This window comes from Haliscomenobacter sp. (assembly GCF_965225875.1).
Taxonomy (GTDB): Bacteria; Bacteroidota; Bacteroidia; order Chitinophagales; family Saprospiraceae; genus Haliscomenobacter.
The window spans coordinates 3,214,203-3,240,834 of the sequence record NZ_CBDDBS010000002.1 but is presented as its reverse complement, the minus strand read 5'-3'; the positions used below and the strand labels follow the sequence as shown (position 1 = coordinate 3,240,834).

Genomic DNA, 26,632 nt, shown 5'->3' with positions numbered 1-26,632 from the left:
ATGGCGAAACCTATTGACTACGACGCGCTGCTCAAAGATTTCATTACTGATTTCTTCCCTGATCTCATTGCTTTTGCTAACCCGCTTTTGTACGCGGCTATCGACTGGGATCGAGGCTATACTTTTCTAGAGCAAGAATTGATTAATGCGTTACGTGGAAAATTTAAAGTACGAGGCAAACGAAGACAAACCGATAAACTGGTCAAAGTGTACCTGAAAAATGGATTGGAGCACTTTGTTTTTGTGCATGTAGAATTTCAGCATAAAAAAGAGAAAGGCTTTGGGCGACGTATGTTTGTCTATCGGGCATTAATTGGATTGCGCTATGGATTGGATAATATCACCGCGATGGCCATTTTTACTGGCGCGCCTCCTCCTGCGGAAGAACGCAGTTACTATAGCGATACTTTTGGTACAAGTATCGAGTATAAATTTGGCACAGTCATCGCCGCAGAATTAGAGGAAGAACATTTGCTTAAAGTTTCAAACAATCCTTTTGCATTGGCTATGCTTGCCGCTTTATACGCTTACCAAAGTCGAAACAAACCTAAAGTCCGATTGGGGCTAAAAAACCAGTTATTTGCCTTGGTTAAGTCTCAAGATATCGGCATTGACAAGATTGTAAAGATGCTTATCTTTGTAAGGGATTATGTAAATTTGCCTCAAAAACTGGAGAACGAATTTCAAGAAACTCAATTTTCCTTAGTTTTTCCAAATGCAGAAGCCATGACTATTTCTAAAGGAACAAAAGAATTTGCGGTAGGGCTATACGAACATGTATTTGGCTACGATCCCGAGACGCTCCTCAAAGAGGAAAAGAAAAAAGCTCAGGAGTTATTGGACAAAGAGCGGCAGGCCGTAATTGAAGCAATAGGTCGCGAGGAGGAAGAGCGTCAAAAAGCAGAGGAAGAGCGCCAAAAAGCAGAGGAAGAGCGCCAAAAAGCAGAAGAGGAACGTCTTCGCCTGGACAATACTATTCGCTATTTGCATGAAATTGTAAAAATGAGTGCCGCCGAAATTGCCATAATAGTCGATAAGGAGATCGTTTACATTGAAGAATTATTGGCTTCTGCCAATGAAAACGATCAAGATTAGCCCTTAGCTCACATGGAACAGCTCCTCAAAAAACTCAACTACAAGGATCAATCTCCCGTGCTTTTGCTCAATCTGCCCGTGGAATTGAGCGACTTTGCCCGTTATGTCCAAAGTGTAACCGAACTGGTCGATAGCCTGGATAAAGTAGAAAAGCCTCAATTTGCACTGTTCTTCGTGACCCAATTGTCCGAGATAGAGGCCATTGCCCACACCCTTGAAAGCCGCCTGGAAGGTGACACCATCCTTTGGTTTGTATATCCAAAAGGTACTTCCAAACGCTACAAGTGCAACTTTAATCGGGATACCGGTTGGGCAGCTTTGGGCAAGCTCAACCTGGAACCAGTAAGAATGGTGGCCGTCAACGAAGATTGGAGCGCACTGCGCTTCAGAAGGGTGGAATACATCAAAACTTTGACACGGAACGATGGGATGATGCTATCAGAGGAAGGGAAAAAAAGGAAGGATAAGTAATAAGGATGGGGTTGTAGAGACGTTGCATGCAACGTCTCTACAACCCCATCCTTATTACTTATCCAGTCCCGGTGAGCGCTTCAAAAACTCATGGTACAACTGAATATGCCGGCTATCCAGGGGCACCTGCCAGCCGTCGATAAACAAGTATTTGATTTGTGACTTGGTTTCCAGGGCATCGCCCGTGGTGGCGAACAAGGTCGCACTTTTGCCCACTTCCAGCGAACCAAGGTTTTTATCCACGCCAAAAATCTCGGCAGGAATGATGGTGATCGCTTTTAGTGCCTGCTCTTTGCCTAGCCCGTAAGCCGCTGCAAAGCCCGCATTAAAGGGAAGATTCCGCACGTTTTCCACTTCAAAAGTCCGCAATGCTACTTTGACACCTGCTTTGTGCATCAAACCGGCATTGGCATAAGCTTTATCATAACGATCGGAAGAACGAGTAGGCAGGGCAATTACCGGGCCAGTGATGACCGGAATTTTTGCCTTGGCCAGTTTATCGGCTACCCGCCAGCCTTCAGCTACTCCGGTGAAAACCACCTTGGTGATTTTTTTGCTTTCTACCCATTTGATCGCACCTTCAATGTCTTCCGCGCGATTCACTTCGATCATCAGCAACATCTGACCACGAACTACCGGTGCCAAAGCTGCCATTTCTGGATTGTATGGTACTTTTACACTCGCGTCTTTTTGCGCAGCTGAATCTACTTTGGCATAAAATTTTGCACCTTCCCAAATCTCATTGAGCTTAGACAAGGCTTTTTCCTGCTCTTTTTTCAATTCTTCCTCAGTACGCTGGGGACCAAAGAAACCTCCTGAACGGCCCATGCTAGGGAAATTCATGATCATACCTTTGAATCCGGCAAACATCTGATCTGGCGTATAGCCCACCAGATTGATCAGGGATGCTGTGCCTGGAAAGCGACCACCAGTAGGTGCAACCAAGGCCGTAGTCACTCCATTTACACGGGTAACCGGAATGGCTGTTGCGTTGGGGTTGACCGCAGTAAGGGCCTCTACCTGCGGGGTGAGGTCGCCCAACTCGTCATCGTCATTGGTCACGTCGACGGATTCTACTTCCACCAAGCCCAATTGAGTGCCCCCGTCAATCAACCCGGGATACAAGGTCAAACCTTTACAGTCGATGACTTGTGCGCCAGTTGGCACAGCAGCGTTGGCACCCAGGGCAGTAATTTTTCCATCCTGGATTACTAGGGTGCCTTGCACCAAACCCTTGGTTACGGTTTGAATGCTGGCATTGGTCAAAGCATAGGTACCCTTGCTGGGTTTAGCCACCTGGCCAAACAGTGCTACGCCCCCCAAAACCAGAAAAAATATGCTTAGAAATCTCATTTTCATCTGATTAATTTTTCAATTGAAACAATTGCTCCATCGTCTCCGCTACGCCTTGCATACAACGGTCGTGATCGTGGCCATAACCCATTTGGAAAGTAGTAGTAGCCCGGATAGGGTCAATGTCCAAACGCATGTCGTCAGGATCATTGGCACGGTCGAACCGCACTACGCCATCAACGATGGTGATCACAGGTACTGCATACACAGACAAGGGATGTCCATCAAAAATGGCCACGTCCGCATCCTTGCCTACCTCCAACGAACCGACCCGATTCTCCACACCCAACTGTTTGGCTGGGTTGATGGTGATCAAAGCCAGGGCTTCTTCGTCGGTCAAGCCACCATAATACTGCGTCTTGGCTGCTTCGTGATACAGGTGACGGATGTAATCGCCAGAGTCAGAGTTGATGGAAGTGACCACGCCGTTTTTGGTCAAAATGCTGGCATTGTAGGCCGTAGAGTAGTACACCTCAAACTTGTAAGCCCACCAATCGGCGAACACCGAAGCTGAAGCACCAAAGGCAGCCAATTCAGGCGCTACTTTGAATCCTTCGTTCACGTGTTGGAAGGTGATTTTTTTGATGCCAAAATCCTTACACACATTCATCAGCATCAGGATTTCGTCAGCGCGGTAGGAGTGGCAGTGAATCAGGATCTCGCCACTCAATACCGCGGCCAAAGTCTCCAATCGGCGATCGTATTTGGGAGGCAATGCCGTTGGTTTGCTGGCTTTTTCGGCATTGTATTTTTTCCAGGCTTCGCTGTATGCTTTGGCTTCGGAAAAAGACTTGCGGATCACAAACTCTACCCCCATCCGGGTACGTGGTACGATCCCCCGGCCAATCCCATGTACGCGGGTAGGGTTTTCACCCAGGGCAAATTTGATGGTGCGTGGAGCGCCTTCCATCGGGTACTCGTTCGGATTGAGGGTGCCGTAGCGGTGCTTGATGGTTTGGCATTGCCCACCAATGGCATTGGCAGAACCATGCATGGCGTGAGAAGAGGTACATCCACCCGCCAAAGCTTGGTAAATGGAAATGTCAAATGGATCGATGGCGTCACCTACCGCTACTTCGGCAGTAACTGGGTTGGTCGCTTCGTTTACCGCATCAATGGCGATGTGCGAATGAGCGTCAATGATGCCGGGCATCACGTATTTACCAGTGGCATCTACTGTTTTGACTCCGGCAGGAGCTGTCAGCCCTTTGCCAATTTTGGTGATTTTGCCATTTTCGATCAGTACGTCGGAGCCTTCCAGTGTACCTTTGGTCACAGTCAATACTGTGCCGTTTTTGATGAGCATACTGCCTTTGCTGGCTTGGGCATTAAGTCCCAGGGCAATCAGCAGGCAGCAACTTATGATGGTGAATTGCTTCATTGTTGAGTTTTTTACCGTTTCATTAATCACGTGGCTCTTTGGAACCTTCGATGGGGAATGCGCCGTAATCACCAACTTTTACCTTGCCGGAAAACTTGGTACCGTCGAAGGTGATCGCAAAATCGAGAGGCAATTCCTGGCCCATGTTAACCGTAGAGCTAAAGGTCAACTCGTTGCCTTTCAGTGCTGGGCTGGTCAAAGATTTGCTTTGGCCGTCCGCACCCGTCCAGCTACCACCAATTTTACCGCCGTCATCGACCAGGCTCAGAGTGCCTTTGTATACGGTTCCCTGAGCATCAATTTCGTAGTTCCATTTGCCGAGGAATTTGCTCAGGTCGCTAGGTGCAGCCGCGCCACCACGTGCACCTGCGGGACCACCGCTTGCGCCAGGACGAGCAGGAGCTTCCGCTTCAAATTCATAAATGGTACCATCCACGAATACGTAACGGATCTGGGATTTTTCATCGAAATAAGGTTTCTTCGATACCACCAGGTTGGCAATTTTACCTTTTTCCACCGTGCCCAAACTTTGCGCTACGCCAAACATGGCCGCAGGAGTGGTGGTCAAAGCAGCCAGGGCCTGGTCTTCTTTCAAACCCGCTTTAACCATACGGCGCAGTGCCTCCCGGATGTCGGCAGTTTTCGCATTCATGGTGGAAAAGCCAAAGTTGATGCTTTTCCCGGCGAAGGCAGCCGCCTGGGATTCGTAAAGCTTCATCTCGTCGGCGCGGCGTTTTTCAAGCCGCTCCAATTCGGGATCTTTTGCAGTAGTATCCTTTTTTGCTGGCTCCTTTTTCTCCATTTTGGGTAAATCCAGGGAGAGGATCAGCGGAATATTCTGGGCTTTGAGTTGGTCTGCCAATGGCCAGGCCTGACGCAGGCCACCCAGAATGAGTGGAAATTTCAGCTCTTGTTGCAGCGCCAAAACCCGGTAAACCGACTTGAGGTCGGGCGCCACAAAACAAATTGGGCGTTGCTTGTCGATGACTGGGTAAAATGCTTGCAAAGAACGATCCACCTCGGGGCGGGACATACCCGCAGGATTGGCCGCGTACATTTTTTCGTGCGCCTTGGCTTGTTCTGCTTGTTTGTACAGCTCCCGGAATTTGGACATTACTGCAATTACGGTGTTAGGGTACAGCCCCTGGGCACCAACCAACTGGCTGATCATGGCATAATTGTCTTTCAAGACCATGTTGTCGGTAGCCGTTCCGCCCAGTGAAATCAGCGCACTACTCCCTGGCAACATCCGGCCCATCGGGGCAACGTGGGCATTGGTAAAGCCCAGTTTGCGCAAATCTTCGATGGATTTTTCGGTAGGTTTAATGAGGTTGCGCGCCTGCAACTCGGGTTGAATGCCCGCCAGGTCGTTGGGTGGGCTGCCCGGGTTAACTCCCTGTGGGCGTTGGCCTTGGCCGCCACCGCCACCGCCTGGTCCACCGCCAGCAGTGGGGCGCACTTCTGGCCGGGGAATACCCGCATTGGAGAGGGCATCGATGAATCCAGCGTAGACGAACATGGAGTCCGCAGGAATGATTTTAGCGTCGGCAGGAATACTCACATTTTGACCCGCACTGATGATCAGCCCATCTTTAATCACGACCGTGCCATTGGTGATGGTTTGGCCAGGTTTGACAACGATGGTAGCATTTTTGAGTGCATAGGTTCGGGTGATCGGCTTGAGGGCCTCTTCGCTGCTCTGAGCTAAGCCCGTACTCAGACACCATACGCTTAGTAGGGTGGTAAGGGTTAGCGATAGTCCTTTCATACTCAGGTTTTACAAGGTTGAGAATAAATATTGGCGTTATTTTAGGTAGAAAAAAAATCCCATTTTTCTATAAGCGACCAATGACGCTAAAAATACCGCAAAAGGCATAAAATGGTAGTAGTTGTGGGGCAAAAATAAGTGATTCATTTTTTTTGAGTCAAAGGATCGGATAAGGCACTTAAAATGAACTGTTTACTTATCCGATCTTTTGACAAAATGAATCACTTATTTTTTTTTCGCCCTGAAGAAAAGTTTAGTTTTTAAAAAATTATAAAATGTTAAATTTTCACAAAATCGGGAAAAGAGAGTTGTAAATCCGCAGGAAGCCTTATATTTAAGCCATTGAGGTTATCAAAAAATGAAAAATTCTTAACCCTAGCACCTGAAATAGAGCTTTTTAACACCGGAAAAACTATTTATTACTGATCAGCTCATCCCATCGACGTATCAGCATGCTCTAATTGATTACAGCGTTATTCGCCAAACACGTACTTAGCCATGAAACCAGTAGCAGCCATTCTACTCACGCTAACGCTTTGTGTCTTATTTTTTGCTCAGACTGCGGCTCAAAAAGTGTACAGTATCACCCCTGCTTCACCCACTGAAAAACATTGGGTTGATTCGGTATTCAACTCCATGAGTGGGGATGAACGGATCGGTCAATTGATCATGATTCGGGCGCATTCCGACAAAGGAGATGCCTATGCTGAATCCGTGGCGGAAATTGTCAAAAAATACAAGGTAGGCGCCCTTTGCTTTTTTCAGGGCACTCCCGAAAAACAATTGGAATACACCAATAAATACCAGACCCTTTCCCGTATTCCGCTCATGGTGGCTATCGATGGTGAGTGGGGTTTGGGTATGCGCATGAAAGAAAGCGCCATCAGTTTTCCCAAACAATTGACCCTTGGTGCCATTCAAAACAATGACCTGCTCTATAAAATGGGCCAGGAAATTGCCCGCCAAAGCAAACGTATTGGCCTCAACGTCAATTTTGCTCCCGTTGCCGACATCAACAGCAATGCCCGCAATCCAGTGATTGGTTACCGCTCCTTTGGAGAAGACCGTTACAATGTGACAGTCAAATCCTACCACTATATGAAAGGTATGCAGGACAATGGAATCATGGCCTGTGCCAAACACTTCCCTGGTCATGGCGATACAGATGCGGATTCTCACTACGACCTCCCGGTGGTCAATCACCAAATGAACCGCCTGGATAGCGTGGAGTTTTACCCTTTTCGCTCTTTGGTCAATTACGGTATCGGCGGCGTGATGGTGGCCCACTTACAAGTACCTGCCCTGGATGATCGGGATGACCGTCCTACTTCTCTGTCCCGCAATACGATCACACATGTATTGCGGCGGGCGATGGGTTTTGAAGGCTTGATTTTCACGGATGGAATGGAGATGCAGGGGGTAACCGAGCATTTTTCGGATGGCATTGCTGAGGCTGAAGCGATTTTGGCAGGGAATGACATGATTTGTGTGCCACCCAGTACCGCCAAAGCCATTGAAGCACTCCAGCGCTATGTGCGGGAAGGTAAAATCAGTCAGGAACAAATTGATGCTAGTGTCAAGCGGATTTTGACTTATAAATTCCGCCTGGGTTTGAGTAAATACCAGCCCAAGGATGTGCTTACTGCTCGCAAAGATGTCAACAGCGCGCAAGCGGAAGCGCTCAAACGCGAGTTGATTAAAAACTCACTCACCATGGTGCGCAACACCCAGCATCTGGTACCTTTTGGCCGGGTGGATACCCTGAGTTTTGCGTCCTTGAGCATTGGTGCCGATGGGCTGACTGCTTTCCAAAAACGCCTGTCTTCCTACGCCAAGATGACCCACCTTTACACTGGCAAAGAACTCAACGACGATCGTCAGGCGGCTTTATTGGCCCAACTGAGCAAATACAAGGTGGTTTTTGTCGGCCTGCACGACATGGCTTCGGCGGCTTCCAAAAACTACGGCATTTCATACAGCAGCATTCAATTTTTGAAAAAACTCAATACCAAAACCAAGGTGGTACTCAGCATTTTTGGCTCACCTTACAGTTTGAAGTTTTTTGATGAATTTGAATCGGTACAAATGGCTTACGAAAGTGAGGCCTTGGTACAAGACTTGAGTGCTCAAGCACTTTTTGGAGCCTTTGGCATGACGGGGCGTTTGCCCATCACCGCCTCCGAGCGCAGCCGCTTCAATGCTGGTGAAGAAACCCAGGCCAACGGCCGGATGGGCTACAGTATTCCAGAGGCGGTGGGAATGTCTTCTGATACCTTGAACCGCATCGAACTCATCGCCAACGAAGCCATAAATGTAGCAGCTACGCCAGGTTGTGTGGTACTGGTCGCCAAAGACGGGCAGATCATTTACGAAAAAGCATTCGGACACCATACTTACCTCAAAGATCATCCGACCCAAACCACGGATGTGTTTGACCTGGCTTCCGTAACCAAAATTGCCGCCACCACCATTTCCATGATGCGTTTTATGGACGATGGGCGCATCGATTTGCGCAAACCCCTGAGCAATTACCTGCCCAGCCTCAATGGCACCAACAAGGCGGCTATGGTCATTCAGGATATCATGGCGCACAATGCAGGTTTGGTAGGCTGGCTGCCTTTTTACAAACGAACCTTGGCGCACACGCCGGATAGTTTGAACAAACCATCATTAAGATATTATCGGAGCACGCCCGAAGGAGAGTTTGTGGTGCCCGTGGCCAGCAATTTGTACCTGAATAAAAATTTCATGGACAGCATTTTTATGCAAATCCGCCAATCAGAATTGCGGCCCAACATCAACTACCGTTACAGTGACCTTGGTTTTTATCTATTGGCACAAATGGTGGAGTACCAAAGCGGAATGGGTTTTGACAAATATGTAGACTCTACCTTCTATGCTCCACTTGGATTACAGTCTGCGACTTTTAACCCCTGGAAAAAATTCCCGATCGAACAAATGCCACCCACCGAGGAGGATCATTACTACCGCCAGCAGCGGGTACAAGGTTATGTACATGACATGGGCTCAGCCATGTTGGGCGGGGTAAGTGGCCACGCTGGTCTCTTTTCCAACGCCAACGATCTGGCGGTGATCATGCAAATGTTGCTGCAACAAGGTTATTATGGTGGGAATCGCTACCTGGAACCTCAAACGGTGCAAAATTTCATCACCCGCCACCCGCGCAGCATTCGCCGGGGGGTAGGTTTTGACATGTATCCTATGGGGGCGAGTTACCCCACCAATATGTCGGCTCAGGCTTCGGAAAGCACTTTTGGGCATACCGGTTTTACAGGTACCTGCACTTGGGTAGACCCTGAGCATAACCTGGTTTACGTGTTCCTATCGAATCGTACTTTTCCTTCCCAGCAAAACAATCGTTTGGAGCGCTTTGATACGCGGCAACGGATTCAAGGGGTGGTGTACAAATCGATTCGGCCGAAGGGGGCTGGAGGGACGAGTTCTGCGCAGTAGGAGCGCTCAGTAATTCCAAAGCGACATAGTTTCACAAAGGACACAAAGGCAGCACAAAGGACACTAAGTTAGACGTTGACGTCGCTTCACTTTGTGCCCTCTGTGCTGCCTTTGTGTCCTTTGTGAAAAAATAGTGTCAATGTAGTCAATACCTCACCTTTCCAACTGCCGCTTCCGGATCCGACTAAACGTCTCCGGTGTCATGCCCAGCATGGAAGCCAGGTATTGCAGTGGCACCTGATTGAACAATTCCGGATTTTGACTGAAAAACAAGTGATAACGCTCCTCGCTTGACAACGAAAGATGAGTAACAATCCTGTCTTCCATCATGGTGAAACAGCGCGCCATAAAGAGTTTTTCCAGGGTAGGCCAACGGGGAACCACCTGATCAATTTTGGCGTAATCCGCTTTCGAAATCACCAACATATCGACCTCACTTAGCGTTTGCATGGTCCAACGGGCGGGTTGATTGAATAAAAAACTGGCCAAATCAACCGAAAAATAGCCAGGTGAGGAAATCCATTTGGTGACTTCACGGCCTTTGTCGTCAATTAAATATTCCCGAATGATGCCACTTTGTACAAAGCCTAAAAAATCGGCGTACTGCCCTTCTTTCAGCAAATAAGTCCCTTTGGGGTAGGTTTTGGGTTTAAAAAATTGAAGGACTTGTTGGAGGCTTTCAGTGGGAAAGCCGAAGTAGGATTGGATGTATTTTTCGAGCTCGTTGGGCATAGGGAATACGATTCTTTTCTAAAAAGCAAACGAATTTTAGCCTTTTATCATTACTTAGGTGATTCCTTAAGTGCCTTCGGTTTCTTAGGTGGTGAAAATAAAAACCTGCGTAGCAGGATGCTCTTTCACCACCTAAGAAACCGAAGGCACTTAAGGAATCACCTAAGCTGAGTAACTCACTTATAGATCAATGCGGCAGCCTATCCCGCAGGTATCCATATACCCAGGTACCCGCCACAGCACTGATGATGGTAGCAATGATCGCCAGGGCACCTGTTCCTACCTGTGCAAACAATGGCCCGGGGCAGGCGCCAGTTATCGCCCAACCAACTCCAAAGAGCACACCACCAATGATCTGGCCTTTGTTGAAGGTCTTGTCCTGGAATTCGATGGACTCACCTTTGATGGTTTTGATTTTGAATTTTTTGATCAGAAAAATAGAAATCGCCCCAACCACCACGGCGGTACCAATCACTCCATACATGTGAAAAGACTGGAGGCGAAACATTTCCTGAATGCGAAACCAGGAAACCACTTCCGATTTTACAAACACAATTCCGAACAGCAAACCGATTACCGCGTATTTGAGGTTGCCCAAAAAACCTTCGTGGTGTTCACTTTCGTTGACACACATGCTGTGCAATGAACGCACCTCGTAGTCGGTGTCCTGCAGGGGTTCGTTGGATTTATTTGGATCTTTTACCATGACTTGCGTTTTTTAGAGGCCCAACAAAAAGGGTACGATCAAATTAGCAGAGATAAAACCTCCTACCATGAAGCAGATGGTGGCGACCAAAGAGGGCCATTGCAAATTGCTCAGCCCGCTGATGGCGTGACCACTGGTGCAGCCCCCTGCGTATCGGGTGCCGAAGCCCACCAAAAAGCCGCCAATTACAAAGAAAAACAATCCTTTGAGTGAGAAGAGAGTTCCCCAGTTGAACAACTGATTGGGTACCATATTGCTCAAATCGGTTATCCCGTATTGTGACAAAGATGCGGCCAGACTTGGGCTGATTTGTACATCGTTGGGATCACTCAGGAATTTGGCAGCGATGAATCCACCAATGACTACCCCGCCGATGAAAAAGAGATTCCAGGCTTCCTTTTTCCAGTCGTACTTAAAAAAAGGAATATTCGCCGGAAGGCAAGCTGCGCAAATGTGGCGCAGGTTGGCGGAAATCCCGAAATTTTTATTGCCCAAAATGAGCAAGGCTGGTACCGTAAGGCCGATCAGCACGCCGGCTACTGACCAATGCCAGGGTTGCCGGATGAATTCGATTAGGTTGGACATATCCAGTCTGTTTTAAAAAAAATCTTATCGTTTGCTATCGCTCAGGACAATAAAAGTACAATTTATTGCACACTGAGGTTGAAAAGTAGGGTAAAGATCGACCAATTTGATAGGCTATTATGTAACATTGATCACAAGAAAATAGATTTTTGAAGCAGAAACTAAAAAAGGAGAGGCGACCCTCGGCCACCTCCCCACAAATCAACAAGATTCTTCAAAAGACATCGACTAGTTACAATTCTGTAGCTTGTTCCACCAATTCACTCAGCGGCAAATTGGTCGTTTGTAATGCTTTGAAGCCTCCTTGAATGTTGATGATATTGGTAAACCCACGCGACTTTAAAATCGAAACGGCGATCATGGAGCGATAGCCGCCAGCACAATGTACGTAGTATAGTTTCTCGCGATCAATGTTGGACATATTGCGGCTGATGAAATCCAGCGGAAAATTGATGGCCCCTTCCACGTGTTGGGTTTCATACTCGCTGATTCTGCGGGCGTCCAGAAGGTTGATGCCGGAGTTGTAGATTTTAGCAAAATCCTCGGCAGCAATTTCATTGATCTGATCCTGGTCTTCGCCGGCTTCCTGCCATGCTTTAAACCCACCTTCAAGATAACCGATGGCATTGTCGTAACCTACCCGGGCCAAACGGGTTACAATTTCGTCTTCGCGGCCTGCATCAGCAACGAACAGAATGGGTTGTTTCAGGTCAGGCACCAGCGCGCCTACCCAGGGAGCAAAAGTATCATCAATGCCAATGAAAATGGAGCCAGGAATAAAACCTTTGGCAAACTCATCCTGAGGGCGGGTATCGATCACGAGCGCATCCTCTTCTGCCCAGGCAGCTTTAAATGCACGCACACTCAGAGCTTGCAGGGCGCGATCACGCACTTCGTCGAAGCTTTCGTAGCCCATTTTATTCATTACCGCGTTTTTGGGGAAGTATTGGGGTGGATCAACCAAACCCGTGGTGACTTCTTTCACAAATTCGGCGCGGGTCATGTCCGCCCGCAGCGCATAATTCACCTGCTTTTGAGCACCCAAGGTACCCCAGGTTTCTTTGCTCATTTTTTTGCCACAAGCTGAACCAGCACCGTGGCCTGGATATACGATGACCTCATCGGCCAGGGGCATAATTTTGTTGCGCAAACTGTCGTAGAGGTGACCGGCCAGGTCTTCACGACTCAAATCCGTTTTTACGGCCAGGTCGGGTCGGCCTACGTCGCCCAGGAATAAGGTATCCCCGGTGAAAAGCGCATAATCCACGCCATTTTCATCGCGCAGCAGGAAGGTGCTCGATTCCATGGTATGGCCAGGGGTGTGCAACACCACGATGCTCACTTTGCCTAATTTGAGTACTTCGCCATCTTTGGCTACATGGGCTTTAAAATTGGGCTGGGCAGTTGGTCCAAAAACGATGCTTGCATTGGTTTTTTTGGCCAGGTCGAGGTGACCGGATACAAAGTCGGCGTGGAAGTGGGTTTCCAGCACGTATTTAATGGTAGCGCCATCGGCTTCGGCGCGTTCGATGTAAGGTTGGGTTTCACGCAAAGGGTCGATGATGGCGGCTTCACCTTCACTTTCAATGTAATAGGCAGCTTCTGCCAAACAACCTGTATAAATTTGTTCTACCTTCATACGCTGTAGATTTTGGTTATGTAACGTATTCGAAATAAGATGCCTTGCATTTATTCGGGTAGTCATTTTAGGGAAGAATACAGCTGTTTTGCTGATGATGTCACAAAACTACAGGACAGTTTGGTGTGATGAAGTGACAAGGATCACATTGGAAGGGAGATTTTAAAAAAAATTGAGGCGAGCCCCTTTTGATCGTTACTCGCCTCTTTCTACACTTTAAAACTCAATACTATTCGCTACTTTAATCACTAGTTTTTAGTCATTTCGGTTTCCCGTAGTTTGAGAAACTTTTCAATCAGGTCAGGTACTTTTTCAAAAGCAGCACTGAGACCTGTGTTGGTTTTAGTGGAAACAAAATTGATTTCGTTGCCACGAGCTACCAAAAAACCGATGGGTTCGATGCCCATGCCGCCACCAACTCCGCCGCCTTCGCCATGTCCCCTTTTGTTGTCTTCACCTTCACCCATACCTGAGCCAAAGCCCATTCCAAGGCGGATAACGGGAATACAATTGAATTCGCCCAAGGTAAAAGGTTCTCCAATCACGGTTTTGGTATCTGCCTCCGTTTTCAAAAAGTCGGTTACTTTTGGCAGCATTTCTTCTACATTCATTTTCATGACATACCAGATTTTTGGTTAAAAAATCAGTGCAATCAATACGTCCACAGCACGGTTGCGCAATTCAAAAGCACATTGATTGTGTCCTCCAAAATTGATCCTCAATTGCCGCGTAGGGGTGCTGAGTGCCCTGCATACCGGATACCAGTAAGCATTGGTCACAAAGTCGTCGCTGTCCAAATCCAGGTAAAAAAATGGCATTCGGAAACTTCGCAAAATCTTCCAAAGGCGATGAAAAGAAAGTGTTCTGGCTTTCTTCCTGCGCTGCACATTTGGTTTTTGAGGTTGGGCTGCTTTTTTTGCACTTGGTTTAGCCAACATTTGCAGCAATGAAAATTCGCGCTTCCAGAACGCAAGTTGGACCATTAACCTTCCATCGTCTTTTTCAGGAATGAATTGAACACGTGCAATTCCCCAACGCAGTTGGTATTGGTTTTGCCGGGTGTTGACCTTAACTATAAATGGGGTGAACAACAAACCCAACAGCAAAATCAGCAATAACCCGATGAGGATAGCTACAATCAGCATGGCCCGTGTCTTAGGGGCGATGAAATTTTCGCCCTGCTATTCATGCCTCAATATGCACCATTTGTCTCGCCTTTTGCCTTGCCAAAAAACAGTTTGGAAGTGTGATCCTCATCATTGCAAGTTTCATTCAAAGAAGATAGTTTGATATAAGTTTTAGCTCAGTGATCCACGTTACAAAAAGCCTGCCCTCAATCCCACAACTTTGCACTTACATCAAGGACTCGAATCAAAATAAAAGCATATGCTCAAACGCTTTTTTCCCATTCTGGACTGGCTCCCCAAATACAGCAAGGATCAATTGTCCGGCGATTTATCGGCAGGGCTCACTGTGGGTGTTATGCTCATCCCCCAAGGTATGGCTTATGCGATGCTGGCAGGTTTGGCGCCTATTCATGGTTTGTATGCAGTAACGGTTCCTCTGATTTTGTATGCAATCATGGGTACTTCCCGCCAATTGGCTGTAGGCCCAGTGGCCATGGTTTCATTGCTGACTGCGGCGGGGATTGGTGCTTTAAATCCAGCTACTCCAGAGCTATATTTGGCATATGCCATCACCGCGGCTTTGATGGTGGGCGTATTGCAACTGGCCATGGGCGTTTTTCGTTTGGGCTTTTTGGTCAATTTTTTATCTCATCCAGTTATCAGTGGCTTTACTTCAGCAGCGGCGATCATCATTGGTTTGAGTCAGTTGAAACATTTGCTGCGCATTGATTTGCCAAAAAGTGAACACATCCAGGAAATGCTGGTGGCTCTGGCCAAAAACATTGCCAATACCCATTTATTGACCATTGGGACGGGAATAGTAGCTATTGTGGTGATCAAGTATGGGAAAAAACTGCACAAAAGTCTGCCTACTTCGCTGATTGCAGTAGTCCTGGGCATTTTAGCCGTGTGGGGATTAAACTTGACGGATTACGGGATCAAAATTGTGGGCGAAGTGCCCAGTGGTTTGCCGGGTATTTCTACTCCTTCCTTTGACCCTGGCGTGTGGAAAAGTTTGATTTCAGTAGCCTTGACCATTTCGCTGGTGGGTTTTATGGAAAGTTTTGCCGTTGCCAAAGCCATCCAGGCCAAGCATAAAAATTATACGGTGGATGCCAATCAGGAATTGGTGGCATTGGGTGTCGCTAACCTTGGCGCAGCTTTTTTCCAGGGCTACCCCATCACAGGTGGTTTTTCGCGTACCGCAGTCAACGATCAAGCTGGGGCAAAAACCGGAATGGCTTCCATTTTTAGTGCTGTGCTGATCATCCTGACTTTGTTGTTCCTTACTCCGCTCTTTTATTATTTGCCCAACGCAGTGCTGGCAGCAGTCGTCATTGTGGCGGTAATTGGGCTGATCGATTTCAAAGAAGCCCTGCATTTGTGGAAAGAAGACCGTTCCGATTTTTGGATGCTGATGGCCACTTTTATCATCACCCTGACCATGGGAATCGAAACCGGGATTGGGGCAGGAGTGGTGCTTTCCCTGGGGATGGTGGTATACCGTTCAACCCGCCCACACATCGCGGTGTTGGCCAAGGTGCCCAACTCCAGTTTTTACCGCAACATCCAACGTTTTGATGGACTGGAGCTGCGGGAGGACGTACTCATCCTGCGCATGGATGGCCCATTGTATTTTGCCAACCTCAATTATTTTAAAGACCAGCTTGGCAAATTAATGATGGAGCGGGGCAATGCCCTTAAAGCCGTTGTCGTCAATGCCGATAGCATCAACCATGTAGACAGCAGTGCTGTGCATGCCCTCAAAGATTGGGTGGCAGAAATTCAAAATCAGGGCATCAAATTGTTTTTTACAGGCCTGATCGGTCCGGTGCGCGATATTTTTGCCAAAACCGGCCTGGTTGAATTGATTGGTGAAAACCACCTGTTCATGAGCAACCAACAAGCAGTAGATGCTTTTGACAACTTGCCTACCGCCAATGGTCAAACCCAAAAATACAAGGACTACGCGCTGCAAAGTAATGTGTAATTTAGTATAGATATAAAGAAGAAGTGCAGGTGTGCTTTTAAGGTTTTTAGGGCGTATATTTGTTAGTGTTGGTTGGATTCGTGCATTAACTCCGATCCGGTCGCTGAGCGAAGCCGAAGCGCGGATCGGAGTTAATGCACGAATCCAACCAACGCCCTAAAATCACCACACATGGATGTCGAAATCCTCGCTCGAATACAATTCGCGTTTACCATCGCGTTCCACTACATTTATCCACCGCTGAGTATTGGTCTGGGCTTATTGATGGTCATTATGGAGGGCTTGTACCTGCGTACTGGCGACAAGAGTTATGAGACGCTGACTCGTTTTTGGACCAAAATTTTTGCCCTCACCTTTGGCATTGGAGTCGCTACAGGCATTGTGATGGAATTTGAGTTTGGCACCAATTGGGCCACTTACTCCCGCTATGTTGGCGATGTATTTGGCAGCGCCTTGGCGGCAGAAGGTATTTTTGCATTCGCTTTGGAAAGTGGCTTCCTAGGCGTTTTGATTTTTGGCTGGAACCGGGTTGGGCCACGGGTTCATTTTCTCGCCACTGTGGGGGTTTGGCTGGGCTCCATGTTTTCAGCAGTGTGGATTGTAGTGGCCAACTCCTGGCAACAAACGCCTGCTGGTTATCACATTGTAGGAGAAGGCATCCACGCCCGCGCTGAGATCACCGATTTTTGGGCCATGGTTTTTAACCCCAGTAGTGTTGACCGCCTTTCGCACGTGTGGATTGGGGCTTTTTTGGCCGGAGCTTTTTTGGTATTGAGTGTACATGCCTGGTATTTGTTACAAGGAAAATTTGTAGAAATTTCTCAAAAGGCATTCAAAATAGCCTTAGCAGTGGCCTGTGTGGCCAGTTTGAGCCAATTGTTCACCGGGCACCGTTCTTCTGAAGGGGTGGCGCACAACCAACCCGCCAAACTGGCCACGATGGAAGGCCATTACGATACCCTTGCACCAGCCGACCTCTATCTTTTCGGTTGGGTGGATCAAAAAAATCAAAAGGTAAGTGGCTTAAAAATACCGGGTGGCTTGAGTTTTATGTTGCACCAAAAATTTGATGCACCCATCAAAGGTTTGAGTGCATTCCAAAAGACGGATCGCCCGCAGGCTGTCAATGCGGTATTTCAGTTTTACCACATCATGATAAGCATTGGGATGGCCTTGATTGGCTTATCCTTGCTGAGTGTGTTTTTATGGTGGCGTGGAGTTTTGTTTCAACAACGCTGGTTGTTGTGGATCTTTGTTTGGGCCGTTTTTTTGCCTCAAATTGGCAATCAGGTGGGCTGGTTCACCGCCGAAATGGGCAGGCAACCCTGGGTGGTTTATGGCCTTTTGCGTACCTCAGATGCACTTTCTGAAGCCGTTACGGCCAATCAGGTCTTGTTTTCCCTGATCATGTTCAGCTTGATTTATCTCCTATTGTTTATCCTGTTCATTTATTTGCTGAATAAAAAAATCAAACACGGGCCAGATGATTTAGACACTGAGCAACATCGCCCTGGACAAGCAGAAATGGTCAATATGCTCAATCCTAAAACCCCAAAACCCTAAAACCATGGCAACATTCCTCTACATCGATTATCCGACCTGGTGGTATCTCGTGGTAGGTGCCTTATTCAGTGGCTACGCCATTCTGGACGGATTTGACCTTGGTGCCGGAGCCTGGCATCTCTTTTTCAAAAAAGAAGAAAGTCGTCGAATCGCACTTAATGCGATAGGCCCAGTTTGGGATGGCAATGAAGTATGGCTGGTGATTGGGGGCGGGGCGCTGTTTGCCGGTTTTCCGGTGGTTTATGCTACTTTGTTTTCCTTTATGTACATCCCTTTTATGCTGTTTTTGGCAGCCTTGATTTTCCGGGCGGTTTCGATCGAGTTCCGCAGCAAAGAACCCATGAAGTGGTGGCGGCAACTGTGGGATGTGTCTTATTCAGTGTCCAGTATTTTGCTGGCCTTTCTGTTGGGGGTGGTGTTGGGAAATGTGCTGCAGGGCATTGCCATTGGCCCTGATTACTCTTTTCAGGGCACCTGGTTGCAGTTTCTGAACCCTTATGCCATTATGGTGGGCGTAAGTACCCTGGCCTTGTGCATGATGCACGGCGCGATCTATCTGACGATGAAAACCGAGGGGCGTTTGTTTGCCAAAATCACCATTTTGCTGCGTAATGCGATCATCTTTTTCATGACCAGTTTTGGCCTGGTCTCTTTGTATACCCTCATTTATTTGCCGCATTTGGTGGAGCGTTTGAAGTCGCACCCTGCGTTTTTTATTTTTCCAGCTCTGGCCTTTTTGAGCATTGCCAATATTCCACGTTTGGTCGCAAGGCGGCATTACCGACGGGCTTTTATCTTTTCTTCGCTCACGGTAAGCTTGCTATTGGCTCTTGTGGCCATTGGCTTGTACCCGACGCTATTGTATTCCACTGTTGATGCTCAATACAACATCGATATTTACAATGGTGCTTCTTCTGAAAAATCTTTGGGCATCATGTTGATTTTTGCTCTGATCGGTACTCCTCTAGTCTTAAGTTACACAGCTTTTGTTTTTTACACCTTCCGCGGCAAGGTCAAGTTGGACGAAACGAGCTATTAATAATTGGGAGCTGGCTAAATTTTTTGATTTAATTGGCGTTCAAGTAAAAAAAATCGGTGTCAAATCGCGAAATTTGCCCTTAATTCGAATTTTTGTGCCTAATTTCGGCCTATTGTGTTTGCAACATTGTAAACACAAAAGCAGACACAGGGCTATAAGTGATCTATATGGGTATCGTTATTTCGTTGCTGAATCATAAAGGTGGTGTAGGCAAAACAACCAGTTCGATTAACATTGCAGCAGGCTTGGTTGAATTGGGTAAAAAAGTATTGCTGATTGACCTCGACCCGCAGGCCAATCTCACCTTGTCTTTAGGTATTCCAAGGCACCCACAGTCCATTTACGAATCGATTCGGGGTGAGGCGCCATTGGTTCCCTACCCCGCCAAAGAGAACCTGGATATTGTCATTTCCACGCTCGATCTTTCGGGCGCTGAGATGGAATTGATCAACGAAGCCGGGCGGGAATACTTGCTCAAGGAACTCATTGAGCCTATCCGTAGTGTATATGATTTCATCATCATTGATTGCCCACCATCGCTGGCCCTGCTGACTTTAAACGCACTGGCTGCCAGCGATACGGTATACATTCCGCTACAAACGGAGTTTTTGGCCATGCAAGGTTTGGCTAAAATCAAACAGGTCATTGATAAAGTGAGACTTCGCCTCAACAAGGGCCTCTACATTGGTGGCGTGATTGCGACAATGTACGATGCCCGCAAGGTTCTGAACCGTGATGTGGTGGAAACCATCAAAAAATACTTCGGAGAAATTGTGTTCAAAACGATGATTCGCGACAACGTAGCCCTGGCCGAGGCGCCTTCTCAACGCAAAGACATCTTTGCCTACAGCCCCAATAGCCCCGGAGCCGAAGACTACCTAAACCTGAGCCGAGAGATCATCGAACGAACCAGTGCAAAGCACAAAGGTTAGTGTGTAACCTTTGCCAACCCACGGATTTATCCGTAAGAAAGGGTGTGGGTGTGAAGTGTGATAGTGTGGGTGTGTTGGTCTTCCATTCCCCAAGAACCTACGCCAACCCACGGATTTATCCGTGGGAGGCCACCATACAAACTCAACCCACGAATTTATTCGTGGGAGAAAAAGAAAACAATGAGCAAAAAACGATTCACCGCCGGTCTTGAAAGCCTGCTCAGCAGCCCCGATGATGCTGCCCTGCAAGGCCATGCCATGCTCTCGGCTGAATCGACCAATACCAAAAGCAGTAATTCCGCCTCCGAAACCCCAAGCCCTGAAACCGGCAAAAAAGCGCAGGGCAAACGTTTTACCGACGACCTGCAAGCCTTTCTGATGGAAGCCTTTGAAGAATCCTTCGAAAGGCAAATGCAGCAAGTTCCAGCTGAAGCCGAAATCAAAAAACGCAGCTCCAAACCTATGGAGGGCTTGGATGCATTAATCCGCTCTACAGTAGAACCTAAGGTGCAATTTGACCAAAACGCTACCCGCCGCCTGACGCTGCAATTTGACGAGCGCAAACTAGAAAAACTCAAAACCATCGCCCGGATGGAAAAAACGCTCTTGCGCGACATCATCGATGGCATTGTGGAGGAGTACATTGCTCGTTGGGAAAAACAAAAACAACCGTAGGGTCGATCCTGTGTGATCGACTGCGGAGGGTGACGACTACATTTTTCCACACGGCGACCACATAGGGTCGCCACTATGGATGCACATCATTTCGCAACATTTCCCAACTCTTTTCCCTACCTTTGCCCCTCTGATTACCAAAATTTTTACACCATGAAAATACGTTTGATGATTGCGTCAATGCTGTTGATGGCCTTGGCGTTTGCTTGTGGCGGTACTGGTGCCGCAAGTACTGGAGAAAAAATTGAAAAGGAAATGATGGCGGAGCACGACCGCATCATGCCCAAAATGGGGGAATTGAACGAACTGTACAAGGAAATGCGTCAGTACCTGTTTCAAGACACTACCATGACCATGGAAACCCGCGAAAACCTGAGCATGGTCACTGTCAACCTCAAAGAAGCTGAAGAATCTATGATGAACTGGATGAACGGCATCAGTGATTTGGAGTTGAACAAAGTATCGATGAAGCCAGAGGAGTTGGAAAAATACCTGACGACTCAAAAGGATGAAATCATCCGGATCGGCCAATTTACCGACGAGACCATTGATAAAGCCAAAAAAGCATTGGCAAACCGTAAACAATAACCTGATTTATGCGCAAATACTTGTTTTGGTTGCTACTGCCCTTGGTGGTAGGCTGCCAATTGGGTGCGCCAGATCAAAACGCTCCGCTACCCATTTTAGGAGAGTTTGATGTGGTGAATGGAGACACCATCTATCATACCATCCGCGATTTTTCCTTTGTGAACCAGGATAGTCAGGTGGTCAACAATCAAACTTTTGAAGGAAAAGCTTATGTGGTAGATTTTTTCTTCATCTCCTGTCCTACCATTTGTCCCAAAGTAAAAAAACAAATGCTCCGCTTGTCTGAGCGGTTCAAGGATGAAGACCGACTTGTACTCTTATCGCATACAATTGATACCAAACACGATACGATTCCTCGTTTGAAAAAGTTTGCGACAGATCTAGGCGTTGGCTTGCCCCAGTGGCAATTTGTCACCGGAGAAAAAGATTCTATCTACAGTATTGCGAATGATTATTTCAGCATCGCGCAGGAAGATCCAAATGCACCGGGTGGTTTTGACCACAGTGGTCGTTTGATTTTGGTGGATACCAAGCGCCGGGTACGCGCCTTTTGTGATGGGACCGACCCCAAGTCGGTGGACCAGTTCATGGAGGATGTGGCCCGTTTGTTGAAAGAAATGCAATAAAAAAGGGTTCCAGAAATACAAAGCCCCGCCCGGTGTTGAAGTACCGGGTGGGGCTTTGTATTTCTGGAACCCTATTGCTTAGTTCAGCGGAAGTGCAAATCCAGCCTGTAGTGCAAACCCTCTGCTGCGAAAGGTTTCTTTAACTACAGGAATATCTGCATTGGCAGTGAAGCCATGTTGGTAGCGGCCATCCAGGAAGAAGCGCCCAATACCAGTGTTGATTTCCATCCCGGCGCCAGCTATACCACCTACTTCCAGGCGATTGTAATTGATGGCATCCAGGTCGATGTCCATGTCAAAAAGTTTGATCTCGATGATACCCGAAGTTCTCGCAGTCAATTTACTACTCATGTTGTAGCCAAGGTATGGGCCCACCTGAGCATAAAAGCGCACTGCATCCAGGCCTGATTTAGCTTTGAACAATACGGGCAGTTCCAGCGTGTTGAAGCGAAAATCTGCGCGGGCACCCAGTGGGATTTCAAAATCGCCAATCTTCACGTCTTCTTTCAGGTCATAACGGAAACCACGTCCGGCGTAACCCAATTCGGCTTGTACGGAAAAGTTGCCACCAAAATCAAGTTCTGCAAAAGCGGCAGTGGTATTGCCATAGGTATATTCTGCTTTAGGCGTCAGTTCACTCAATAGTTCGGATTGTTTGATGGTGCTCATCTGTAAACCGGAGCGTACCCCAACGTGCAAGGTGCTTTGTGCGTTAGTGCCAGAGATAAAAGCCAGGAACAAAGCTGCTGCCAGGAAGAACGTATTTTTCATCTTTCGTTTGGTTTTTTCGTAAATGATGTTTGATGATGCAAAGTTGCAGGCAGAATTTGTTAAATGGCGTTAAGCGCTAGTTAGGATAGTTTTAAAGTTGGCAGGCGTTCCTAAATATTTAGTTAAAACGAATGGGAAAAAATTCGTCACTTGTTATACTTCCCCCTCAAATTCCGTATGCACCGCACTGGCATCATACCCGCGCTCCCGCATCCACTGGCTAAACTGCTCTGTATACCCATGCGTAGCCACAATGCGCTCCGCACCTGTGGCGGCCACCGCCCGATTGAGCTCATCCCAGTCGGCATGATCACTCAAAATGAAACCTCGTGCAGAATTATGCTTACGCATAGCCTCGGGTAGCAACATCCAGCCCGAAGCCATACCTACTGAAGCAGGCAAAAAACGCCGCACCAAAGGTGAATTCAGCGCGTAAGGAGGCGCAATGATGATGGCCCCTTCTACCTGCCCCTTTTTAGTGCTTTGAGTCAATCGGGTGGAAGCTGGGAGTAAAATGCCTTGGGCGCGCAGGATTTCATTGACATTTTCCACCGCACCGTGGGTGAAAATCGGGCCGATTGTGGGGTCAAGACCGTGCATCAGTCGTTGAGCCTTGCCTAGGGCATAGCCAGTGAGTACCGTCACCTTGCCCTCTGCTTTATTTTGTGCCCACCAGGCATTGATGTCGGCAAAAACTTCTTCTTGCCTGGGCCATTGGTAGATGGGTAAGCCAAAAGTGCATTCAGTGATGAAGGTATGGCAGGGGATGGGTTCAAAGGCTTCAGATAAACCATCGTCTACTAGTTTGTAATCGCCCGAAGCGACCCACACCTCACCCTGATGCTCTACCCTAATTTGAGCAGAACCTACAATGTGGCCAGCAGGGTGAAAGGAAAAACGTACGCCGTTGATCAGGCGGCTTTCCCCATAGTCCACGGTTTCGATGTTGATAGGCCCCAAGCGAGAGCGGATGACAGGCTTGGCGCTGCGCGTGCAAAGGTAATAATCCGAGCCCCAGCGGGCATGGTCAGCATGGCCGTGGGTGATGAGGGCGCGTTTGACTGGCTTCCATGGGTCGATGTAGATCTCGGCAGGAGGACAATAAATTCCACGGTCGGTAAATTCCAGCAACGCCATAGAAGGGGATTTAAAAGCAAAGATCAAAAAATAAATATCATTTTCTGAAATTAAAAAACTTTTTATCTTTTAGGCCCTAGTTTCATTTCTACTTTTCCCCAAATCCCCTTATCTTCCGCCTTGGAAACAAAAAGTCACCATGTCAGATAAAAAACTGTTCCTGCTAGATGGACACGCGTTGGTCTACCGCGCACACTTCGCCTTCATCACCCGCCCACTTATCAATTCCAAAGGAGTCAATACCTCCGCCATCAACGGTTTTGTAAATCAGTTGTGGGATTTGATGCGCAACGAAAAACCCACTCATATTGCGGTAGCCTTTGATCCACATGGCCCTACTTTTCGGCATCATATGTACGAGCCTTATAAAGCCAACCGCGAAGAACAGCCTCAAGACATCGGCATTGCCATCCCCTGGATTGAAAAAATTGTGCGGGGCATGAACATCCCCATCGTCATGGTGCAAGGTTACGAAGCGGATGACGTCATTGGTACTTTGGCCAAACAGGCCGAAGCCGAAGGCTACACCGTCTACATGGTCACTCCAGATAAAGACTACGGCCAGTTGGTGTCTGAAAACATCTTCATGTACAAACCCTCCCGGCAGGGCAATGGCATTGAAATCATGGGGGTGAAAGAAGTTTGTGAAAACTGGGGCATCAAACGGGTGGAACAAGTCATCGATATCCTCGGCCTAATGGGCGACAGTGTGGACAACATCCCTGGCATTCCTGGCTTTGGTGAAAAAACCGCCGCTAAACTCCTTGATCGCTTCGACTCTGTTGAAGGGGTGATTGCCAATGTAAATGAACTTAAGGGCAAGGAAAAAGAACGGGTAGAACAATACGCCGAACAGGCCTTGTTGTCCAAAAAACTAGCCATAATTGAGACGCAGGTGCCGATCCAGTTCGATGCCAACCAATACATCATCGATCCGCCCAATCGGGAAGTGTTATCGGAAATTTTTAAAGAATTGGAGTTTCGCTCTATCGCAAAAAGGATCTTAGGCGAAGAGGATGGTGGAACTACCCCCAGCCAACCCGGCCCTGGCCAACAAGGTTCACTGTTTGGCGATATCGAACCCGGACCAGCCCCGCTTAAAGGTTCGAGCTTACCCTCGCACTCGGTTGCTGAAAAAACCATCGACAATACGCCACACCAGTACCACCTGGTCAATACGCCCGAAGCCATCCAAAAACTGGCTGACGATTTGGCGAAACAAACCGAGTTTTGTTTTGACACCGAAACCACCCATGTGGAACCTACCCAGGCTGAATTGGTGGGTATGTCTTTTGCCTATCAATCTGGAGAAGCCTTTTACGTGCCCGTACCTGCCGGTAAGGAAAAAGCACAGGCCCTGGTTGAGGTTTTCCGCCCGGTACTGGAGGATGAAAAAATCACCAAAATCGCCCAAAATCTCAAGTACGACGCCATCGTGTTCAAATGGTATGGCGTAGAAATTAGAGGTGCCTATTTCGATACCATGGTAGCCCATTATTTGTTGGAGCCTGAAATGCGCCACGGCATGGACTACCTGGCGGAAACCTACCTGAGTTATTCCCCCGTTTCCATCGAAACCCTGATTGGTAAAGGCAAAGGGCAACTCAATATGCGGGATGTACCCGTAGAAAAGGTTAGTGACTACGCCGCTGAAGACGCCGACATCACCCTGCAATTAAAACTCTTGTTCGCACCTAAACTCGCTGAAGGCGGGGTGCAGGAGCTTTTTGACACCATCGAATGCCCCCTCATCAAGGTACTCGCCGATCTGGAGTACGAAGGGGTGCGCATTGATAGCAACTACCTGGCGGAATATTCCCGCGAACTGGAGAGCCAAATCTTCAGCCTGGAGCAATCCATTTACGAACAAGCTGGGGTTAAATTCAACATTGGATCGCCCAAACAAGTAGGAGATTTGTTGTTTGAACGCCTAAAAATTCCCTACAAAGGGGCAAAAACCAAAACTGGTCAATATTCCACCGATGAAGATAAGTTGCAAGAACTAGCCCCGGAATTTCCGATCATCCAAACCATCCTGAACTACCGCGGGCTAACCAAACTCAAGTCAACCTATGTGGATGCCTTGCCCAAAATGGTCAACCCCCGCACTGGGCGGATTCACTCTTCTTTCAACCAGGCATTGGCGGCTACCGGGCGTTTGAGCTCCAATAACCCCAACCTGCAAAATATTCCGGTACGCACCCCGGAAGGTGCCAAAGTTCGCCGCGCCTTTATCCCCCGCGACGAAAACCACACGCTCCTGTCTGCGGATTATTCGCAGATCGAATTGCGGCTGATCGCTGAAATCAGCGAGGACGCGGCCATGCTGGAGGCTTTCCAAAATGGCCAGGACATTCACACTGCCACCGCCGCCAAGGTTTTCAATGTGCCCTTTGATCAGGTGACCCGCGAACAGCGCTACCAAGCCAAAACGGTCAACTTCAGTATCGTTTATGGGGCCGGAGCAACCAACCTCTCCCGTCAGCTCAGCATCAAACGGACGGAAGCCAAAGAATTGATCGACGCTTATTTCTCCCAATACAAAGGACTCAAAGTGTACATGGACAGCGTGGTGGAAGATGCCCGCAAGAGTGGCTACGTCACCACCTTGATGGGGCGGCGACGCTACATGCGCGACATCAATTCCAAAAGCTCTCTCGAACGCAGCAACGCTGAACGCATCGCAGTGAACACTCCCGTACAAGGCTCTGCTGCTGATATGATCAAAGTAGCCATGGTCAACATCCACCAGGAATTGCTGGCTCGTGGATTACAAACCAAAATGATTTTACAGGTACACGACGAATTGGTCTTTGATGTTCCCAACGAGGAGCTAGAAATTGTCAAACCAATTATTGTAGAAAAAATGCGCACTGCGCTGCCCAAATTAAAAGTACCGATTGAAGTGGGATTGGGCACGGGTCTGAATTGGTTGGAAGCACATTAGTGAAGTTGAGAACTCCTCAACTTTTTAAAAAGC

22 protein-coding genes are annotated in these 26,632 nt (G+C 47.9%); 11 read left to right on the top strand and 11 right to left on the bottom strand.

What is annotated here, in order from left to right:
- On the top strand, positions 1 to 1,095 hold the full coding sequence (locus ACO08K_RS15600) for a hypothetical protein (protein WP_421797332.1): 1,095 nt from the start codon (positions 1 to 3) through the stop codon (positions 1,093 to 1,095).
- 12 nt (positions 1,096 to 1,107) lie between these two features.
- Positions 1,108 to 1,566, top strand: a complete 459-nt coding sequence (locus ACO08K_RS15595; protein ID WP_421797331.1) for a hypothetical protein — start codon at positions 1,108 to 1,110, stop codon at positions 1,564 to 1,566.
- Positions 1,567 to 1,620: 54 nt separating this feature from the next.
- Here ACO08K_RS15595 and ACO08K_RS15590 read toward each other — a convergent pair whose 3' ends face one another.
- From ACO08K_RS15590 to ACO08K_RS15580, 3 genes are read right to left on the bottom strand one after another with little or no spacing between them, the layout of a single operon-like run.
- Positions 1,621 to 2,925, bottom strand: coding sequence for an amidohydrolase family protein (locus ACO08K_RS15590; RefSeq protein WP_421797330.1), 1,305 nt, complete (start codon positions 2,923 to 2,925; stop codon positions 1,621 to 1,623).
- Positions 2,926 to 2,929: 4 nt separating this feature from the next.
- On the bottom strand, positions 2,930 to 4,300 hold the full coding sequence (locus ACO08K_RS15585; protein WP_421797329.1) for an amidohydrolase family protein: 1,371 nt from the start codon (positions 4,298 to 4,300) through the stop codon (positions 2,930 to 2,932).
- A gap of 22 nt (positions 4,301 to 4,322) precedes the next feature.
- Positions 4,323 to 6,068 (bottom strand): amidohydrolase family protein, encoded by a 1,746-nt coding sequence (locus ACO08K_RS15580; RefSeq protein WP_421797328.1) that lies wholly within the window; start codon positions 6,066 to 6,068, stop codon positions 4,323 to 4,325.
- Positions 6,069 to 6,566: 498 nt separating this feature from the next.
- Between ACO08K_RS15580 and ACO08K_RS15575 the strand changes: the two genes are divergently transcribed.
- A complete protein-coding gene (locus tag ACO08K_RS15575) occupies positions 6,567 to 9,542 on the top strand; it encodes a glycoside hydrolase family 3 N-terminal domain-containing protein (protein ID WP_421797327.1) in 2,976 nt (991 codons plus the stop codon).
- A gap of 153 nt (positions 9,543 to 9,695) precedes the next feature.
- Here the strand turns inward: ACO08K_RS15575 and ACO08K_RS15570 are convergent, their stop codons facing one another.
- From ACO08K_RS15570 to ACO08K_RS15545, 6 genes are all read right to left on the bottom strand, one after another.
- Positions 9,696 to 10,274, bottom strand: coding sequence for a Crp/Fnr family transcriptional regulator (locus ACO08K_RS15570; protein ID WP_421797326.1), 579 nt, complete (start codon positions 10,272 to 10,274; stop codon positions 9,696 to 9,698).
- 187 nt (positions 10,275 to 10,461) lie between these two features.
- On the bottom strand, positions 10,462 to 10,980 hold the full coding sequence (locus ACO08K_RS15565) for a YeeE/YedE family protein (RefSeq protein ID WP_421797325.1): 519 nt from the start codon (positions 10,978 to 10,980) through the stop codon (positions 10,462 to 10,464).
- Positions 10,981 to 10,992: 12 nt separating this feature from the next.
- Positions 10,993 to 11,565, bottom strand: a complete 573-nt coding sequence (locus ACO08K_RS15560; protein WP_421797324.1) for a YeeE/YedE family protein — start codon at positions 11,563 to 11,565, stop codon at positions 10,993 to 10,995.
- Between the two features lie 232 nt (positions 11,566 to 11,797).
- Positions 11,798 to 13,204, bottom strand: a complete 1,407-nt coding sequence (locus ACO08K_RS15555; protein WP_421797323.1) for an MBL fold metallo-hydrolase — start codon at positions 13,202 to 13,204, stop codon at positions 11,798 to 11,800.
- A 248-nt stretch (positions 13,205 to 13,452) separates the two neighbouring features.
- Positions 13,453 to 13,821: a GerW family sporulation protein gene (locus ACO08K_RS15550; RefSeq protein ID WP_421797322.1), complete on the bottom strand. Its 369-nt coding sequence runs from the start codon at positions 13,819 to 13,821 to the stop codon at positions 13,453 to 13,455.
- An 18-nt stretch (positions 13,822 to 13,839) separates the two neighbouring features.
- On the bottom strand, positions 13,840 to 14,349 hold the full coding sequence (locus ACO08K_RS15545; protein ID WP_421797321.1) for a hypothetical protein: 510 nt from the start codon (positions 14,347 to 14,349) through the stop codon (positions 13,840 to 13,842).
- Positions 14,350 to 14,590: 241 nt separating this feature from the next.
- Here ACO08K_RS15545 and ACO08K_RS15540 point away from each other — a divergent pair, with 241 nt between their 5' ends.
- The 7 genes from ACO08K_RS15540 (at position 14,591) to ACO08K_RS15510 (ending at position 21,744) form a co-directional block, all read left to right on the top strand.
- Positions 14,591 to 16,321 (top strand): SulP family inorganic anion transporter, encoded by a 1,731-nt coding sequence (locus ACO08K_RS15540; RefSeq protein ID WP_421797320.1) that lies wholly within the window; start codon positions 14,591 to 14,593, stop codon positions 16,319 to 16,321.
- A 171-nt stretch (positions 16,322 to 16,492) separates the two neighbouring features.
- Complete coding sequence (locus tag ACO08K_RS15535; protein WP_421797319.1) at positions 16,493 to 17,884, top strand: cytochrome ubiquinol oxidase subunit I; 1,392 nt, start codon at positions 16,493 to 16,495, stop codon at positions 17,882 to 17,884.
- Between the two features lie 4 nt (positions 17,885 to 17,888).
- A complete protein-coding gene (gene cydB / locus ACO08K_RS15530) occupies positions 17,889 to 18,923 on the top strand; it encodes a cytochrome d ubiquinol oxidase subunit II (RefSeq protein WP_421797318.1) in 1,035 nt (344 codons plus the stop codon).
- A gap of 167 nt (positions 18,924 to 19,090) precedes the next feature.
- Positions 19,091 to 19,855 (top strand): ParA family protein, encoded by a 765-nt coding sequence (locus tag ACO08K_RS15525; protein WP_421797317.1) that lies wholly within the window; start codon positions 19,091 to 19,093, stop codon positions 19,853 to 19,855.
- 180 nt (positions 19,856 to 20,035) lie between these two features.
- Positions 20,036 to 20,530 (top strand): hypothetical protein, encoded by a 495-nt coding sequence (locus ACO08K_RS15520; protein ID WP_421797316.1) that lies wholly within the window; start codon positions 20,036 to 20,038, stop codon positions 20,528 to 20,530.
- Positions 20,531 to 20,683: 153 nt separating this feature from the next.
- A complete protein-coding gene (locus ACO08K_RS15515; protein ID WP_421797315.1) occupies positions 20,684 to 21,118 on the top strand; it encodes a hypothetical protein in 435 nt (144 codons plus the stop codon).
- An 8-nt stretch (positions 21,119 to 21,126) separates the two neighbouring features.
- Positions 21,127 to 21,744, top strand: coding sequence for an SCO family protein (locus ACO08K_RS15510; protein WP_421797314.1), 618 nt, complete (start codon positions 21,127 to 21,129; stop codon positions 21,742 to 21,744).
- A gap of 78 nt (positions 21,745 to 21,822) precedes the next feature.
- Here the strand turns inward: ACO08K_RS15510 and ACO08K_RS15505 are convergent, their stop codons facing one another.
- Both ACO08K_RS15505 and ACO08K_RS15500 read right to left on the bottom strand, forming a co-directional pair.
- Positions 21,823 to 22,515 (bottom strand): porin family protein, encoded by a 693-nt coding sequence (locus ACO08K_RS15505; protein WP_421797313.1) that lies wholly within the window; start codon positions 22,513 to 22,515, stop codon positions 21,823 to 21,825.
- A gap of 153 nt (positions 22,516 to 22,668) precedes the next feature.
- Complete coding sequence (locus tag ACO08K_RS15500) at positions 22,669 to 23,652, bottom strand: ligase-associated DNA damage response exonuclease (RefSeq protein ID WP_421797312.1); 984 nt, start codon at positions 23,650 to 23,652, stop codon at positions 22,669 to 22,671.
- A gap of 139 nt (positions 23,653 to 23,791) precedes the next feature.
- Between ACO08K_RS15500 and polA the strand changes: the two genes are divergently transcribed.
- Positions 23,792 to 26,599 carry a DNA polymerase I gene (polA, locus tag ACO08K_RS15495; protein ID WP_421797311.1) on the top strand — a complete coding sequence of 936 codons (2,808 nt, stop codon included), beginning with the start codon at positions 23,792 to 23,794 and terminating at the stop codon, positions 26,597 to 26,599.
- Positions 26,600 to 26,632 lie beyond the last annotated feature (33 nt).

What these genes read in the sequence shown, in the direction of transcription:
- ACO08K_RS15600 (WP_421797332.1), top strand. Translation starts at nt 1, where the DNA reads ATGGCGAAACCTATTGACTACGACGCGCTGCTCAAAGATTTCATTACT.
- ACO08K_RS15595 (WP_421797331.1), top strand. Translation starts at nt 1,108, where the DNA reads ATGGAACAGCTCCTCAAAAAACTCAACTACAAGGATCAATCTCCCGTG.
- ACO08K_RS15590 (WP_421797330.1), bottom strand. Translation starts at nt 2,925, where the DNA reads ATGAAAATGAGATTTCTAAGCATATTTTTTCTGGTTTTGGGGGGCGTA.
- ACO08K_RS15585 (WP_421797329.1), bottom strand. Translation starts at nt 4,300, where the DNA reads ATGAAGCAATTCACCATCATAAGTTGCTGCCTGCTGATTGCCCTGGGA.
- ACO08K_RS15580 (WP_421797328.1), bottom strand. Translation starts at nt 6,068, where the DNA reads ATGAAAGGACTATCGCTAACCCTTACCACCCTACTAAGCGTATGGTGT.
- ACO08K_RS15575 (WP_421797327.1), top strand. Translation starts at nt 6,567, where the DNA reads ATGAAACCAGTAGCAGCCATTCTACTCACGCTAACGCTTTGTGTCTTA.
- ACO08K_RS15570 (WP_421797326.1), bottom strand. Translation starts at nt 10,274, where the DNA reads ATGCCCAACGAGCTCGAAAAATACATCCAATCCTACTTCGGCTTTCCC.
- ACO08K_RS15565 (WP_421797325.1), bottom strand. Translation starts at nt 10,980, where the DNA reads ATGGTAAAAGATCCAAATAAATCCAACGAACCCCTGCAGGACACCGAC.
- ACO08K_RS15560 (WP_421797324.1), bottom strand. Translation starts at nt 11,565, where the DNA reads ATGTCCAACCTAATCGAATTCATCCGGCAACCCTGGCATTGGTCAGTA.
- ACO08K_RS15555 (WP_421797323.1), bottom strand. Translation starts at nt 13,204, where the DNA reads ATGAAGGTAGAACAAATTTATACAGGTTGTTTGGCAGAAGCTGCCTAT.
- ACO08K_RS15550 (WP_421797322.1), bottom strand. Translation starts at nt 13,821, where the DNA reads ATGAAAATGAATGTAGAAGAAATGCTGCCAAAAGTAACCGACTTTTTG.
- ACO08K_RS15545 (WP_421797321.1), bottom strand. Translation starts at nt 14,349, where the DNA reads ATGCTGATTGTAGCTATCCTCATCGGGTTATTGCTGATTTTGCTGTTG.
- ACO08K_RS15540 (WP_421797320.1), top strand. Translation starts at nt 14,591, where the DNA reads ATGCTCAAACGCTTTTTTCCCATTCTGGACTGGCTCCCCAAATACAGC.
- ACO08K_RS15535 (WP_421797319.1), top strand. Translation starts at nt 16,493, where the DNA reads ATGGATGTCGAAATCCTCGCTCGAATACAATTCGCGTTTACCATCGCG.
- cydB (WP_421797318.1), top strand. Translation starts at nt 17,889, where the DNA reads ATGGCAACATTCCTCTACATCGATTATCCGACCTGGTGGTATCTCGTG.
- ACO08K_RS15525 (WP_421797317.1), top strand. Translation starts at nt 19,091, where the DNA reads ATGGGTATCGTTATTTCGTTGCTGAATCATAAAGGTGGTGTAGGCAAA.
- ACO08K_RS15520 (WP_421797316.1), top strand. Translation starts at nt 20,036, where the DNA reads ATGAGCAAAAAACGATTCACCGCCGGTCTTGAAAGCCTGCTCAGCAGC.
- ACO08K_RS15515 (WP_421797315.1), top strand. Translation starts at nt 20,684, where the DNA reads ATGAAAATACGTTTGATGATTGCGTCAATGCTGTTGATGGCCTTGGCG.
- ACO08K_RS15510 (WP_421797314.1), top strand. Translation starts at nt 21,127, where the DNA reads ATGCGCAAATACTTGTTTTGGTTGCTACTGCCCTTGGTGGTAGGCTGC.
- ACO08K_RS15505 (WP_421797313.1), bottom strand. Translation starts at nt 22,515, where the DNA reads ATGAAAAATACGTTCTTCCTGGCAGCAGCTTTGTTCCTGGCTTTTATC.
- ACO08K_RS15500 (WP_421797312.1), bottom strand. Translation starts at nt 23,652, where the DNA reads ATGGCGTTGCTGGAATTTACCGACCGTGGAATTTATTGTCCTCCTGCC.
- polA (WP_421797311.1), top strand. Translation starts at nt 23,792, where the DNA reads ATGTCAGATAAAAAACTGTTCCTGCTAGATGGACACGCGTTGGTCTAC.